The sequence below is a fragment of the Bradyrhizobium sp. MOS001 genome (assembly GCF_004634465.1).
Lineage (GTDB): Bacteria > Pseudomonadota > Alphaproteobacteria > Rhizobiales > Xanthobacteraceae > Bradyrhizobium > Bradyrhizobium barranii.
The window spans coordinates 74,843-90,111 of the sequence record NZ_SPVJ01000024.1 but is presented as its reverse complement, the minus strand read 5'-3'; the positions used below and the strand labels follow the sequence as shown (position 1 = coordinate 90,111).

13 protein-coding genes are annotated in these 15,269 nt (G+C 66.0%); 6 read left to right on the top strand and 7 right to left on the bottom strand.

Annotation, left to right across the window (positions count from 1 at the left end):
- Positions 1-171: 171 nt before the first annotated feature.
- From CT676_RS25945 to CT676_RS25935, 3 genes are all read left to right on the top strand, one after another.
- Entirely contained in the window at positions 172-3,684 is a 3,513-nt protein-coding gene (locus tag CT676_RS25945) for a tetratricopeptide repeat protein (protein ID WP_167768153.1), read from the top strand.
- Between the two features lie 299 nt (positions 3,685-3,983).
- Complete coding sequence (locus tag CT676_RS25940; protein ID WP_071916904.1) at positions 3,984-4,901, top strand: sulfite exporter TauE/SafE family protein; 918 nt, start codon at positions 3,984-3,986, stop codon at positions 4,899-4,901.
- Positions 4,898-5,668, top strand: coding sequence for a TIGR02186 family protein (locus CT676_RS25935; RefSeq protein ID WP_063980759.1), 771 nt, complete (start codon positions 4,898-4,900; stop codon positions 5,666-5,668). Before CT676_RS25940 ends, CT676_RS25935 begins: the two co-directional genes overlap by 4 nt.
- A 95-nt stretch (positions 5,669-5,763) precedes the next feature.
- On the opposite strand, the gene CT676_RS25930 is transcribed toward CT676_RS25935, so the two are convergent.
- A complete protein-coding gene (locus CT676_RS25930; RefSeq protein ID WP_135215608.1) occupies positions 5,764-6,537 on the bottom strand; it encodes an MBL fold metallo-hydrolase in 774 nt (257 codons plus the stop codon).
- A 13-nt stretch (positions 6,538-6,550) separates the two neighbouring features.
- Positions 6,551-7,462 carry a DMT family transporter gene (locus CT676_RS25925; RefSeq protein ID WP_085402628.1) on the bottom strand — a complete coding sequence of 304 codons (912 nt, stop codon included), beginning with the start codon at positions 7,460-7,462 and terminating at the stop codon, positions 6,551-6,553.
- A 98-nt stretch (positions 7,463-7,560) separates the two neighbouring features.
- Between CT676_RS25925 and CT676_RS25920 the strand changes: the two genes are divergently transcribed.
- Complete coding sequence (locus CT676_RS25920) at positions 7,561-8,424, top strand: LysR family transcriptional regulator (protein ID WP_063986047.1); 864 nt, start codon at positions 7,561-7,563, stop codon at positions 8,422-8,424.
- On the opposite strand, the gene CT676_RS25915 is transcribed toward CT676_RS25920, so the two are convergent.
- The 5 genes from CT676_RS25915 to CT676_RS25895 all read right to left on the bottom strand — a co-directional run bounded on the left by CT676_RS25915 (position 8,425) and on the right by CT676_RS25895 (position 12,209).
- A complete protein-coding gene (locus tag CT676_RS25915) occupies positions 8,425-8,991 on the bottom strand; it encodes a nucleotidyltransferase family protein (RefSeq protein WP_085402686.1) in 567 nt (188 codons plus the stop codon).
- Between the two features lie 12 nt (positions 8,992-9,003).
- On the bottom strand, positions 9,004-9,345 hold the full coding sequence (locus CT676_RS25910) for a hypothetical protein (RefSeq protein ID WP_085402627.1): 342 nt from the start codon (positions 9,343-9,345) through the stop codon (positions 9,004-9,006).
- 9 nt (positions 9,346-9,354) lie between these two features.
- Positions 9,355-10,131, bottom strand: coding sequence for a signal peptidase I (lepB, locus tag CT676_RS25905; RefSeq protein ID WP_085402626.1), 777 nt, complete (start codon positions 10,129-10,131; stop codon positions 9,355-9,357).
- A complete protein-coding gene (gene tldD / locus CT676_RS25900; RefSeq protein ID WP_085402685.1) occupies positions 10,128-11,555 on the bottom strand; it encodes a metalloprotease TldD in 1,428 nt (475 codons plus the stop codon). The genes lepB and tldD overlap by 4 nt, the downstream gene beginning before the upstream one ends.
- Positions 11,556-11,675: 120 nt before the next feature.
- Complete coding sequence (locus tag CT676_RS25895) at positions 11,676-12,209, bottom strand: invasion associated locus B family protein (RefSeq protein WP_085402684.1); 534 nt, start codon at positions 12,207-12,209, stop codon at positions 11,676-11,678.
- Between the two features lie 447 nt (positions 12,210-12,656).
- Between CT676_RS25895 and coxB the strand changes: the two genes are divergently transcribed.
- On the top strand, positions 12,657-13,496 hold the full coding sequence (coxB, locus tag CT676_RS25890; RefSeq protein WP_063980764.1) for a cytochrome c oxidase subunit II: 840 nt from the start codon (positions 12,657-12,659) through the stop codon (positions 13,494-13,496).
- A gap of 87 nt (positions 13,497-13,583) precedes the next feature.
- Positions 13,584-15,209, top strand: a complete 1,626-nt coding sequence (gene ctaD / locus CT676_RS25885; protein WP_085402625.1) for a cytochrome c oxidase subunit I — start codon at positions 13,584-13,586, stop codon at positions 15,207-15,209.
- The last annotated feature ends 60 nt before the right edge of the window (positions 15,210-15,269 follow it).

The window sequence follows — 15,269 nt, the reverse complement described above, 5'->3', positions numbered from 1 at the left end:
CCAACTTTAAGACACCGGCAACGCGTTCCTTAACCCGTTATTTACCGTAACAGGAAAAAGTCGGTTTTCGAGGCAGACGACCCGCGCCAAATCCGATTGTCTTCACAACCGGCACGCGTGGGGAGGCTGGAGGCGCCGGGTGGGGCGCCGGAGTCGGAACCGGACAGAGTCATGAATTCGCGCGTATCGTGGAGTGTTGACGGCATCGATCCATCCGTCAGGGAGCGGGCCGAAGCTGCTGCGCGTCGTGCCGGCATGTCACTCAACGATTGGCTGAACTCCACGCTCGGCGAGACGGCCCCGCCGAATTTTCGCGGACCTTACGATCAACGCCAAGAACAACGTCAAGACCAGCGTCAAGAGCAGCGCCAGGATCAGCGCCCGCAACAGATGCCGAGCCAGGAGAGCCGCGACGTCGCCGATATCCACCAGCGGCTCGACGCGATCACCCAGCAGATCGAACGGATTTCAAAGCCCGCGCCGCGCCAAGATGCTTCACGACAGGACGCGTCGCGACCAGACGTCTCGCGCGAGCAGGGCGTCGCGCGCCAGCTCAACGACGCGATCTCGCGGCTCGATGCGCGGCTGTCGCAAATCTCAAAGCCGCAGCAGCCTCAGCGGCCGGTACCGGCTCCGGCACCCGTCGAGACGCGCCAGCGCCAGGCCGATATGGTCGAGCGCGCGGCCGCACAGGTCTATCGCAATTCACCTCCCTTGAGCCCCGCGTCGTTCGACGTTGCCGTCGCCGAGATCACGGCCCGGCAGAGCGAGCTCGACGGCTTTGCGCCGCGGCAGATACCGCCGCGCGCAGCGCCCTCGATTGCACCGACGGCAGCTCCTTTCGCGCCCCCGATGGCGCCGCCCGCGCCTGCCTATGCCCCGCCGCCCCCGCAGCCGGGGCCGGATTTCTCGTCGCTCGAGCGCCATTTGCTCAAGATCACGAGCCAGATCGAGTCGCTCCAGCGCCCTGACAACACCGAGCAGGCAATCAACGCTTTCCGCAGCGAGCTTGCCGAGATCCGCCACGCCATCACCGAGGCGATGCCGCGCCGTGCGATCGAATCGATCGAGAACGAGATCCGCTCGCTGCACCGTCGCATCGACGAGACCCGCTCGTCCGGGACGGATGGCCAGGTCCTGTCGGGCATCGAGCACGCGCTGTCCGAGATCAAGCAGGTGCTGCGCACGCTGACACCGGCCGAGCAGCTCACCGGTTATGATGAAGCGATCCGCAACCTCGGCGCCAAGCTCGATCTGATCCTGCGCGCCAATGACGACCCGTCGACGGTGCGCCAGCTCGAAGGCGCGATCTCGGCGTTGCGCGGCATCGTCTCCAACGTCGCTTCCAACGAAGCCCTGGCGCGTCTTTCCGACGACGTGCAGCTGCTGTCCTCCAAGGTCGACCAGGTCACCCGCTCGTCCGGCCCCAGCGACAGCTTTGCGGTACTGGAGCAGCGCATCGCGGCGCTCACCGCCGCGCTGGAAACGCGCGAGCGGCCGCAGCCCACCGAGAGCAGCGAGCATCTCGAAGCCGCGATCCGCGCGCTGTCGGACCGTTTCGACCGCATGCAGGTCGGCAACGATTCCGCGTCGACCTTTGCGCATCTCGAACAGCGGGTCTCGTATCTGCTGGAGCGGATCGAAGCTGCCTCCGATCCGCGCAACGGCAATCTAAGCCGCGTCGAGGACGGGCTGCACGACATCCTGCGGCATCTGGAGCGGCAGCAGGCGACCTATTCCGCCCTCGCCGAAAGCCGCAATTCGGCACCATCTGCCGATTCCGGCATGGTCGATCTGGTCAAGCGCGAGCTCTCCGACATCCGCTTCAGCCAGGCCGAGACCAACCGCAGCACCCAGGATTCGCTCGAGGCCGTGCACAGCGCGCTCGGCCATGTCGTCGATCGCCTCTCGATGATCGAGGGTGATCTGCGCGCGGTGCGCACGGCGCCGCCGGCACCCGCGCCGCAGCCGATGCCCAGTTCGACGTCCATGTCGATGCCAATGGCCGCGCCCATGGAGCCCCCGCCTGTCGCGCGCGAGCCGTGGCAGCAGCCGCAGCAGCAGCCGAAATACGATCCGAAGCCGGAGCTGCAGAACCCGGCCGCCGCGCAACAGCCGCCACAGGGCGCCTTCGTCGCCGCGCCGCGCGAATTCCATGCCGCCGCACCGGCCGCGCCGCCGCCGGTGCCAACCGCACCGCCCGTTCCGCCGCGTGCGATCAGCGAGATCCTCGAGCCGCACACGGCGCCCGCGCGCGCCGCGCTCGCACCGGAATTGCCGCCGGACCATCCGCTCGAGCCGGGCACACGGCCGGGCGGCCGCGTCGCCACGCCCTCGGAGCGCATTGCCGCGTCCGAAAGCGCGATCAGCGAAATCCCCGCCGCGCCGAAAGAGCCGGTGTCGTCGTCGAGCTTTATCGCGGCCGCGCGCCGTGCCGCGCAGGCCGCCGCCGCGCAGCCGGAAAAGCCGGCCCGCGGTGCCAAGGCAAGTGCAAAGGCAGCTGCCAAGGCGGCCATCGCAGGCCGCGCCAAGGACACGGGCCAGGAAGGTGGCTCGACCATCACCTCGAAGATCCGCTCGCTGCTGGTCGGCGCCAGCGTGGTCGTGATCGTGCTCGGCACCTTCAAGATGGCGATGAACCTGCTCGATGGCGGCAGCCCGCCGCCGTCACCGCAGGCGATGGAGAATTCGTCGAGCGCGCCCGCGCCGCAGGCTCCTCCGCCGCCGGTCGAGACCAAGCCCGCCACGCCCGAGCAGGTCACGCCGTCGATGACCTCGCCGACGCCGATCGGGAAGCAGTCGCTGAATAATCCCGCGCCGGCTCCCATGGCAGGGGCGGGCAGCTCGGCTTCGGTCGAAATCCCGCCGGTCCCCGCGACGCCACCACCGCCTGCGGCGAGCAACGACGTCACCGGCGCGCTGTCGGGCATGAGCCGCGCGAAGCTTGGCATGATCCAGGTGCCGCCGAGCGAGAAGCTCCCTGACGGCATCGGCGGTCCGGTGCTGCGCACCGCCGCGATGAAGGGCGATGCGACCGCGGCCTACGAGATCGGCGTGCGCTTTGCCGAGGGCAAGGGCGTCGCTGCGAATTACGATGAAGCCGCCAAATGGTACGACCGCGCGGCGCAGGCCGGCGTGGTGCCCGCGACCTTCCGCCTCGGCACGCTCTATGAGAAGGGCCTCGGGGTGAAGAAGGACGCCGACATCGCCCGCCGGTACTACACGCAGGCCGCCGAGCGCGGCAACGCCAAGGCGATGCACAATCTCGCGGTGCTCGACGCCGACGGCGGCGGACGCGGCGCCAATTACAAGAGCGCGGCGCAGTGGTTCCGCAAGGCCGCCGATCGCGGCGTCGCCGACAGCCAGTTCAACCTCGGCATCCTCTATGCCCGCGGCATCGGCGTGGAGCAGAACCTCGCCGAATCCTACAAATGGTTCACTCTCGCAGCCGCCCAGGGTGACGCGGATGCATCCGGCAAGCGCGACGACGTCGCCAAGCGGCTCGATCCGCAGTCGCTCGCCGCCGCCAAGCTCGCGATCCAGACGTTCAGCGCCGAGCCGCAGCCCGACGACGCGGTCAATGTTCCCGCCCCGAACGGCGGCTGGGACAGCGCGCCGCAGGCAAACGCAAAGCCCGCGCCGAAGCCGGTCGCAACCAAGCGCGCGGCGTCAGCGGCGCACTAAAGCGCACTCTCACTCCTCATGGTGAGGAGCGCGCCCTGGCGCGCGTAGCGGACGATGCTTCGCATCGCCGCGAGAACCATGCAGGCCCCCACCACCGATCCGGGCCTCGCCCTTCGAGACGCCTGCTGCGCAGGCTCCTCAGGGTGAGGGGAGACAGCTCGCGCGCCGCATTCACCACGCCCTAAATTCATGGTCCCGCCCGACAACGAATTCCGCTATTGAGGGGCGCGGCAATCGTTCCGACCGTCCGGCGAGCATTCCCGCGCAATCGATCCATTTCGCCGGAGTGTGGTCCTTCGATGCAGCTCTATCTCCCGATCGCCGATCTGCCGGTCAACATCTTCCTGGTGCTGGCGATGGGCGCGGCGGTCGGCTTCGTCTCCGGCATGTTCGGGATCGGCGGCGGCTTCCTGATGACGCCGCTTCTGATCTTCATCGGGATCACGCCGGCGGTCGCGGTCGCCTCCGTTGCGAGCCACATCGCGGCCTCCTCCTTTTCCGGCGCGCTGTCCTACTGGCGGCGGCGTGCGATCGATCCGGCGCTGGCGAGTGTGCTGTTATGCGGCGGTGTCACCGGCACGGCGCTCGGAGTGTGGACCTTCACGCAGCTTCGCGCGCTCGGCCAACTCGATCTGATGATCGCGTTGTCCTACGTGGTGCTGCTCACCACGGTCGGCAGCCTGATGTTCTCCGAGGGCCTGCGCGCCCTGATGCGGACCCGTCGCGGCGCGGTGCCGCCACGGCGCACGCACAGCTGGATCCACGGCCTGCCGCTGAAAATGCGGTTCAAGCGCTCGAAGATCTACCTCTCGGTCATTCCGGTCGTGATCGTCGGCATCGTGATCGGCTTCATCGGCGCCATCATGGGCATCGGCGGCGGCTTCATCCTGGTGCCGATCATGATCTATCTGCTGCGGGTGCCGACTTCGACCGTGATCGGGACCTCGATGGTCCTGACGCTGGTCACGATGCTGTTCGCGACCTTGCTGCATGCGGTGACCAATCACCTCGTCGACGCGGTGCTGGCGCTGATCCTGATGGTCGGCGGCGTCACCGGCGCGCAGTTCGGCGCCCGCGCCGGCCAGAAGATCCGGGGCGAGCAGCTGCGGCTGTTGCTGGGCCTGCTGATCCTTTCGGTCGGCGTCCGCTTCGCCATCGAGCTGGTGATCCGGCCCGAGGATCTCTTCACCATCCGTGAATTGGGAGTGAGCGGATGATGCGCGCAGCTCTCGCGGTCCTTCTCGTCCTGCTGCTCGGCTCGGCCGCGCGTGCCGAGCGACTGATCGTGTCGGTCTCCAACCATCGTGTCACGGTGACGCCGAACTATTCCGGCGAGGAACTGGTGCTGTTCGGCTCGGTCGAGAAGGACGCCTCCACGCCCGCGGACCGCAAGAGCTACGATCTCGTCGTCACCGTGATGGGCCCGCGCGCCGACATGGTGACGCGACGCAAGGAGCGCACCTTCGGGATCTGGATCAACACCGACTACCGGCAGTTCCTGGCGGTGCCGAGCTATCTCGCGCTGTTCGCCAACCGCCCCTTCGATGTCATCACCTCACCCGAGATCGCGCGGCGGCAGCAGATCGGGCTCAACAACGTGCTGCTGACCCAACGGGTCAGCGGCGACTATGCCGACGTGGTGCCGAACGATGCGTTCCGCTCGGCCTTCATCCGCCTGCGAACCCAAAAAGGTCTCTATCGCGAGGACCCGAGCGCGGTGACGTTCCTGACACCGACGCTGTTCCGTACCGGCATTCCACTGCCGGAGGAGGTGCCGATCGGCACCTATGAGGTGGAAATCAAATTGTTCGCCAATGGCGCGTTGGTCACCAAGACCGAGACCGCGTTCGAGATCGTCAAGGTCGGCTTCGAGCAGTTCGTCGCGACCAGTGCGCGCCAGCACGGGCTGATCTATGGCCTCGCGACCGCCGCGATGGCGCTGATGACGGGCTGGATGGCGTCGATCGTGTTTCGGAAGGATTAGCGTCCGTCATTGCGAGCGCAGCGAAGCAATCCAGACTGTCGCCGCGGAGGGACTCTGGATTGCTTCGCTGCGCTCGCAATGACGGTGGGGCGCGATCACGGCGCCTCAACCACCGTCGGCAGGCCCGGCTCCAGCAATCGCAACCGGGTCCCGAAGCCGAGCACATCAAAGGTCTTGCGCAGATCCTCGCCGTCCTGGCGGAAATGCGCCCAGCCCTCGGTATGCAAGGGCACGATCATCGCATCCGGAAAGGCGCGCGCCGTCTCGATGGTGTCGTTGGTGTCCATGGTGAGATGGAACGGCCCGCGCGTTTGCGCCGCGCCCGCGAACGGCAGCACCACGCCGCATTTGAAGCGGCGCGCGACCTCGGCGACGCCGTCGAACCAGGTGGTGTCGCCGCTGATGTAGACGTCGCTCGTGTCCGTGCGGCTCGAGGACACCACGAAGCCGATGACGTCGCCCGACAGCGGCTCGATGCCGGCGGGGCCGTGGCGCGCGGGCGTCGCGGTGATCGTCAGCGTGTTGCCGTCACGGTCCTTCAGATGCGAGGTCGCCCAGGGCGCGAGGCCCTCGACATGACCGCCCAGGCGTTCTGCGCCGGCCTCGGTCGTCAGCACGCGCTTTGCGTGTTTGAGAAACGCGCGGCCGGAATTGTCGAGATTGTCAGAGTGCTGGTCGTGGCTGAGCAGGACCGCATCGATCGGGCCGATCGCGTCGGCCTTCAGTGCGGGACCGATTGTCTTCTCCAGCGTCACATGCGGCAGCTGATAGGCGCCCAGCGCATCGAAGGTCGGATCGGTGAGCAGGCGGAACCCGTCGATCTCGATCAGCGCAGTGGGGCCGCCGATCAGGGTGATGGAAATGGGCATCAGAAAACTCCTCTTACGCGACGGGCTTTGCGGGGCGCGTCACCAGGTAAATTCCGAGCGCGACCGGGATGATGCCGAGCAGGTCGCGGGCCTCGACATGCTCGCCGAGCACGATGTAGGCGAACAGCATGCCGAGCGGCGGCATCAGGAAATGATAGGCGCTCGCAGCCGTTGCGCCACACACTTTCAGGAGATGAAACCAGAGCCAGTAGGCGAGGATCGAGCCACCGAGCACGAGGAAGGCGAAGGCGCCGACCAGGCCCGGGGTGAAATCGATTGCGTGGACGTCGGCAAAGGTGAACGCGACCGGCGTCAGCACGATGCCGGCGGCGAGGTTCTGCACGCCGTTGCCGATCCACAGGCTTCCCTTCGGCGCGAGCAGCTTGAACAGAATCGTGCCGGCGACGATGGAGGCGAGTGAGGCCAGGGTGAAGACGATGCCGTGCAGGGAGTCGGTGCCGACCGACAGGCGATGCCAGACGATCAGGGTGACGCCGATGATGCCGAGCAGGAGACCGCCCGCCTTGCGCCAGGTCATGCCTTCGCCAAGCAGCAACGCAGCGAGCGCCGCCGTGAAGACCGGATTGGCCGAGACGATCAGGCCGCCGAGGCCGGCGGAGACCGATTGCAGGCCGGTGTAGCCGAGCCCGAGATAGAGCGCGTTGTTGGCGATGCCGAGCACGGCGAAGATCGCGACATCGCGCCAGGACAAGGACCAGCCATCACCGCGGATCAGCGTCGCACCGAGGATCAAAATGCCGGCGAGCGAGAAGCGCGCGGCGAGCAGGATCAGCGGCGGGCAATGGGTGACGCCGATCTTGCCGGCGACGAAGGCATAGCTCCAGAGCAGGCAAAACAGTCCGATGGCGAGCGGCAGCGTGTTGAACCGGCTGCGGGGCGCGGGAATAGATGTGGCGAGCGACATGAGGGCATTCTCCTGAGCCCTCGATCTAGGGAGACGGCTTGTCATTTGGAAATTAAATGATTAACTTCCGATCAGTGGATTTTCGAATGGAGGCGGCCATGCTCGACCTGGAGCTCCTGCGCAGCTTCGTCTCGGTGGTCGAGGCCGGCGGCTTCACCCGCGCCGGCGAGCGCGTCCACCGCACGCAATCGACCGTCAGCCAGCAGATCAAGCGGCTGGAGGAGGACGTCGGCCAGGTGCTCTTGCACCGTGACGGCAAGGACGTGCGCCCCACCGAGGCCGGCGAGCGGTTGCTGTCCTATGCGCGGCGGCTGCTCACGCTCGCCGAGGAGGCGCGCGACGTGCTGCGCGAGCCCGACAGTGAAGGCGCGATCCGGCTCGGCATCCCCGAGGATTTTGCGGCGTACCGGCTGGCAAAACTGCTCGGCGCCTTCTCGCGCTCACATCCGGGTCTGCGAATGGATGTGCGCGCCGACCAGAGCAAGAACCTGTCCCGCGACCTCGAACGCGGCGAGCTCGACCTGGCGCTGTTCAAGCGTGAGGCCGGCGCGAAAGGCGCTATCGCGGTGTGGCCGGAGCGGGTGCACTGGGTCACCAGCAAGAGCCATCCGGTCGACGTCAACGCCTCGTCGGTGCCGCTGATCGGATTTCCGCTCGGCTGTCTCTATCGCGCCGGCGCCATCCACGCACTGGAAAGCGCGGGCCGCGCCTGGCACATGTCTTACTCGTCATCGAGTCTCGCGGGCATCCAGGCTGCGGTCGCCGCGGGCATGGGCTTAAGCATCTTGTCGGAGATGTCGATCCAGTCCGACCACCGCGTGCTGACGGCCAAGGACGGATTTGAGCCGATCAACCGGACCGAAGTGGCGCTGATGGCCTCGCCCGGTGCCAGCCCCGCGACGCTGCGGTTGGCGGATCGGCTCGCAGAGTTCTGCGACAATGTACAGGCCAAGGCGGCGTGATCACTCCGCGGCAATCACTGTGAGTTCCGGCCACAACGCCTTCCATCGCGCGGCCTTCACCGCGTAACTTGCCGCAGAGAAGTTCGGACCCGGATTGGGCCGCGCGATCAATCCGGTTATGTCGTCGAAGCCGTGCGGCGCGTAGACCTCAAAGCTGTCGCCAGCGTGCCTCACACCGACTTGCGTGTTCTGGGTGAGGAAACGGTCGATGCCGTCGGTCGAGCAGGTTAGAGGCGGATAGGGCAGGCCGTGCTTGCCGGGATACCAAAGGTGCACGCGCGCCTGGTTGCGGGTCTCGATCTTGACGCCGAGATGCGAGAGCCGCGCGTGCAGCGTGCGGATCACCGTGTCCTCCGCCTCCCATGAGGTGTCAGGATCGAAATAGAACACGTCGTAATCGGCGATGCCATGATCGACCGCGCGGTCCGTGAGTACGTTCCACGCCGTCTGCACCAGGCACCCCGACACAAGCCACGCATCGGGAAGCGCGAGCGAGGCGAGCTCGCCGATGATTGCAACATTGACCGGGTTCTTCAGCGCCAGCGTGAGGAAGCGGTCGCGATCCATCGCGGCCATCATTCACGCGCTGGCATCGTACGCCGCGCGTGCCGTCTTCGAGGCGAGGCCACGCCAGCGCCGCCGCAGGAACGGCTCGACGATCGCGCGCTTCGCCTTGGACAGGCGGATCAGCACGATCGGATAGTCGGCGTAGTGATCGGTGAAATAGAAGATTTTTGGCTGGCTCCCGACCAGCATGGCGCGCTCGTCGATCGGGACATCCGGCATCACCAGACTGTCGCCGTCCTCCTTCAGACGCACCAGCATGTTCTTGCGCACTTTCAGTGCCGGCGTGCCGTAGGAGGTGCCGTCCTCGACCTCCGGCCACGTCAGCGCAAGTTTTCTGACGTCGTCGAAGGTCACGAGATCAGCTCAGTGCACGGCGGTGAAGAATCGCGCGAGCCGGAAGCCGGAGAGCCAGGTCCACACCGGCTGGCCGCGCATGCCCAGATCCCAGGAGCCGAGCACGGCATCCGCGCGTCCGACCAGATTGTCGATCGGCAGCAGGCCGACGCCGCCGGAGCGCAGGGGCACGCGGCTGTCGGCGGAATTGTCGCGGTTATCGCCGAGCACGAAGAGATGGCCGGGCGGCACCGTCACTTCAGGCGTGTTGTCGAGCGGACCGTTGTCGCGCATCTTGAAGATCAGATGCGACACGCCGTTCGGCAGCGTCTCGACATAGCGGTAGGCGGGCTCGCTGCCGCCATTGTCGTCTTCGGCAGCGCCGACACCATCCGGCTTCAGCTCGGCGGGACGGTCGTTGATGAAGAGCTGCCCCTGCCGCATCTGGATGCGGTCGCCGGGCAGACCCACGACGCGCTTGACCCAGGCCTGCGAGCGATCGCCGGGCCAGCGGAACACGACGACGTCGCCTTGCTTCGGCGTCTCCGCGAAGACGCGGCCGCTTTCGGGCAGGTTGATCTGGATCGGCAGCGACGAGGTGCCGTAGCCATAGGGGAATTTCGAGGCGAGCAGCGCATCGCCGATCAGGAGCGTCGGCTCCATCGAACCCGACGGTACGTAGAACGGCTCGGCAAGCGCGCCCTTGGCGATGAACACGGCGGCGACGATGCCGGCGAGCTGCATGAGCTGACCAGCCCAGCCGCTGCTCTTCCGCTTGGCGGTGACAGTTACCTTCTCAACGCTCATGCGCCCGTTCCACCTACAGTAATACGTTCCATCAGAAGCGACGGCTGGCCGACGCCGACGGGCACGCCCTGACCGTTCTTGCCGCAGGTGCCGATGCCGGTATCGAGCGCGAGATCGTTGCCGATCATGCGGATGCGATGCAAATCGGTCGGCCCGTTGCCGATCAGCATGGCGCCCTTCAGCGGCGCGCCAATCTTGCCGTTCTCGATCTTGTAGGCCTCGGTGCACTGAAAGACGTATTTGCCCGAGGTGATGTCGACCTGGCCGCCGCCGAAATTCGCGGCGAACACGCCGTTCTTCACGGACGCCAGGATCTCGGCCGGATCGCGGTCGCCCGCGAGCATGTAGGTGTTGGTCATGCGCGGCATCGGCACATGGGCGTAGCCCTGGCGGCGGCCGTTGCCGGTCGGCTTCATGTTCATCAGGCGCGCGTTCTGGCGGTCCTGCATGTAGCCGACCAGAATGCCGTCCTCGATCAGCACGGTGCGGTTGGTCGGCGTGCCCTCGTCGTCGATCGACAGCGAGCCGCGGCGCGAGGCAATGGTGCCGTCGTCGATCACGGTGACGCCCTTGGCCGCAACCTGCTGGCCCATCAGGCCGGCGAACGCGGACGTCTTCTTGCGGTTGAAATCGCCTTCGAGGCCATGGCCGACCGCCTCATGCAGCATCACGCCGGGCCAGCCGGCCCCGAGCACGACGTCCATCTCGCCAGCGGGGGCGGGGATCGATTCCAGATTGACCAGGGCTTCGCGCAGCGCGCCGTCGGCGGCGTCGCGCCAGTTCTTGCTCTCGATGAATTCGGCATAGCCGGCGCGGCCGCCATAGCCCTTGCTGCCGCTCTCCTGGCGATCGCCCTGTCCGGCGACGACGGAGACATTGACGCGCACGAGCGGGCGGATGTCGCGATAGCTCTCGCCGTCGGGCCGCAGGATCTCGACGACCTGCCAGGTCGCCCCCAGGCTGACGCTGACCTGCCGCACCCGCGGATCCTTGTCGCGTAAGTAAGCGTCGATCTCGGCGAGCAGCTTCACCTTGGTCTCGAAGCCCGGCGCATCAAGCGGATTGTCGTCGGCATAGAGCCGCACATTGGTGTGCGGGGGCGGGGCCGCAAAGCTGCCCGAATAGCCGCCGCGCACGGCGGCGACCGCGTCGGCGGCGCGAATCAGCGCCGGCAGCGAGACGTCGGAGGAATGGGCATAGCCGACCGCGTCGTCCTTGACGGCGCGCAGGCCAAAGCCCTGCGAGGTGTCATAGGTCGCCTGCTTCAGCCGCCCATTGTCGAACATCAGCGCTTCGGTCTGGCTGTATTCCAGGAACAATTCGCCGTCGTCGGCACCGGCAAGCCCGCGTGCGACCTCGTTGCGAACCTGGTCGCGGTCGAGATTGGCGCGGTCGAGCAGGGAGGTTGTGGCTGGATTGGTCATGCGTCCGTCCATTATCGAAAGATGTAGGGCAAGATAATGGTTTCCCGGCGGTTCCGCGAGGGTGCCAGGTGCCACATTACGAAACGATAGGATTCGCCGCGCGCGGACGCGCCTGCCGCCCTACGGCAGCTTGTCATAGCCCTCGCCGAGCCCGTTCAGGCTGAGCGGGAAGCCGATGCCTTCTTCCGGGGTCTCGAAGATGATGAAGGTCGCGGTCTTGGCGGTGCGGAGCTGGCCGAGCAGCTTGTCGTCCATGACGACCTCGGCGACGCAGCCATTGGGCAGACAGCGGACGAAGCCGGCGCGGCCGACGTCCTGGTTGTCGAGCTTCAGTCCAAGGCCGGAGGGCAGCAGCACGCCGAGCGGTGCCACCACCCGCATCAGCCGGCTCTTCTGGTCGGCGGTCTTGAGCACGATCACGGTAAGGCCGGCATTGGAGCGGTCTTCGGCCACCACGCTCTGGATCAGGGCGCATTGCTCGGTCTGGGCGCCGGGCGGGGTGTCGCAGCGGATCTGCCAGTCGCCATGGACGGAGCGCACCGCGCCCTGCGCATGGGCGAGGCCCGGGATCGCCAAGACGACGACCGCCGCCAGCAGGGCCGCCAGCATCGTGGGGCCGCTCGCCTGCCTTGCCATGCTTCTCGAAAACCCCATCGGGTCGGTCCCTCTGCTCGCCTGGGTCGCTCGCGCCTGGCGGACTGATACGGGAATGACGGCGTCTTGAAGGCAATTCGCAAGCAAATTCCGCGCCGCCAACACCGCCATCGCCCGCACGAATCAGGTTCCTGCGCGGCTGTCTGCCAGTGCCTACCGCGGGCAATGCCGCTGTCAAGCCGCGGCATCCCGGGAAACGGTATTTTTCTCTGATGTTACTAGGAAATATCTTGCGGGTGATGGCTGACAGACGGGTCTCAAGACTGCATTGCGATAGATCAAGAATTATGGTTTGAGAGGCTTGATTTCGGCGTTCTAGCGATCTGGCCCCAATTCCTCTTAGAGGTATTCTTGCGCGGCGGTTTGTCAGACGGGCGGATCGAATAAGCGTTTCCCGGAAATAGGGGGATGCACTTGGGGTGATTTCGTTAGGGGAGCGCGAACGGCATGAGGATGTCGATGGGCCATGTGGGCCGGCACTTGCTGGGATTGGCCGTGGCGGGTCTGACGCTGGCGACGGGCGGTGCGGCATACGCCGAACTCGGGCAGCCGGCGCCGTGGGAATGGACGCTCCAGCAATCCGCCTCGCCGGTGATGGACAATATCGTCTGGTTCCACAACTTTCTGTTCGTGCTGATCACGCTGATCACGCTGTTCGTTCTGGCGTTGCTGGTGATCGTGGTCATGAAGTTCAACGCGAAGGCCAATCCGGTGCCGTCGCGGACCACGCACAACACGCTGATCGAGGTGGCCTGGACGCTCGTTCCGGTGCTGATCCTGGTCGGTATCTCGGTGCCGTCGTTCCGCCTGCTGTTCCTCGAACTCGACGTGCCGAAGGCGGATTTGACCATCAAGGCCACCGGCAAGCAGTGGTACTGGTCCTATGCCTATCCTGATAACGGCAAGTTCGAGTTCGACTCGCTGATGGCCCAGGACAAGCAGCCCCGCCTGCTCGGCGTCGACAACGAGATGGTGGTGCCGGTCAACAAGGTGATTCGTGTCCAGGTCACCGGCGCGGACGTCATCCACGCCTTTGCGCTGCCGGCTTTCGGCGTCAAGATCGACGCCATTCCGGGGCGGCTGAACGAGACCTGGTTCAAGGCCACCAAGACCGGCATGTTCTACGGCCAGTGCTCTGAGCTCTGCGGCAAGGACCACGCCTTCATGCCGATCGCGATTCGCGTCGTGGAGGACAAGGACTTCGCCTCCTGGGTCGAAACGGCAAAGAAGAAATATGCGAGCGGCGGCACCAGCACTTTCGCCTCCGCGGCCGGCCCGACGCAGTAAGCGCCGGGCGAAGGCTCGAGGGACAGAAAGCGACATAAAGGGCGGGACCGCAGAAGGTCCGAACGGGACGCAAGGCAGGATTTGAAAATGGCAACGAGCGCAGCGGCACACGGCGATCACGCGCAAGACCACGGACATGACGAGCACGCCCATCCGACCGGATGGCGGCGCTATGTCTATTCGACCAACCACAAGGACATCGGTACGATGTACCTGATCTTCGCGGTCATCGCCGGCGTCATCGGTGCCGCGATGTCGATCGCGATCCGTGCCGAGCTGATGTATCCGGGCGTGCAGATCTTCCACGAAACGCACACCTATAATGTGTTCGTGACCTCTCACGGCCTGATCATGATCTTCTTCATGGTCATGCCCGCGATGATCGGCGGCTTCGGCAACTGGTTCGTGCCGCTGATGATCGGCGCGCCCGACATGGCGTTCCCGCGCATGAACAACATCTCGTTCTGGCTGCTGCCGGCCTCCTTCGCGCTGCTGCTGATGTCGACCTTCGTCGAGGGCGAGCCGGGTGCCAACGGCGTCGGCGCCGGCTGGACCATGTATGTGCCGCTGTCGAGCTCCGGCCATCCGGGCCCGGCCGTCGACTTCGCGATCCTGTCGCTGCATCTGGCGGGCGCCTCGTCGATTCTCGGCGCCATCAACTTCATCACCACGATCTTCAACATGCGCGCGCCGGGCATGACCCTGCACAAGATGCCGCTGTTCGTGTGGTCGATCCTGGTGACGGTGTTCCTGCTGCTGTTGTCGCTGCCGGTGCTCGCCGGTGCGATCACCATGCTGCTCACCGACCGCAATTTCGGCACGACGTTCTTCGCGCCGGACGGCGGCGGCGATCCCGTGCTGTTCCAGCATCTGTTCTGGTTCTTCGGTCACCCCGAAGTGTACATCCTGATCCTGCCCGCCTTCGGCATGGTCAGCCAGATCGTCTCGACCTTCTCTCGCAAGCCCGTGTTCGGCTATCTCGGCATGGCCTACGCCATGGTCGCGATCGGCGGCATCGGCTTCGTGGTCTGGGCGCACCACATGTACACGGTCGGCATGTCCTCGGCGACGCAGGCCTATTTCGTCGCCGCGACGATGGTCATCGCGGTTCCGACCGGCGTGAAGATCTTCTCGTGGATCGCCACGATGTGGGGCGGCTCGATCGAGTTCCGTGCGCCGATGATCTGGGCGGTGGGCTTCATCTTCCTGTTCACGGTCGGCGGCGTCACCGGCGTCGTGCTGGCGAATGCCGGCGTCGATCGCGTGCTCCAGGAGACCTACTACGTCGTCGCGCACTTCCATTACGTGCTGTCGCTCGGTGCGGTGTTCGGGATCTTTGCCGGCTGGTACTACTGGTTCCCGAAGATGTCGGGCTACATGTACAATGAGGGGCTGGCCAAGGCGCATTTCTGGGTCACCTTCATCGGTGTGAACCTTGTGTTCTTCCCGCAGCACTTCCTCGGCCTGTCGGGCATGCCGCGCCGCTACGTCGACTATCCCGACGCGTTCGCCGGCTGGAACCTGGTCTCCTCGGTCGGCTCCTACATCTCCGGCTTCGGCGTGCTGATCTTCCTCTACTGCGTGTTCGACGCCTTCGCGAAAAAGGTGCCGGCTGGCGACAATCCGTGGGGTGCGGGCGCGACCACGCTGGAATGGACGCTGCCCTCGCCGCCGCCGTTCCATCAGTTCGAAGTGCTGCCCCGCGTGCAGTAAACCAACGCTCGCGGCGCCCGTGACGGGCGCCGCGGCTCTTTAGCGAAGCGAGTCAAAACT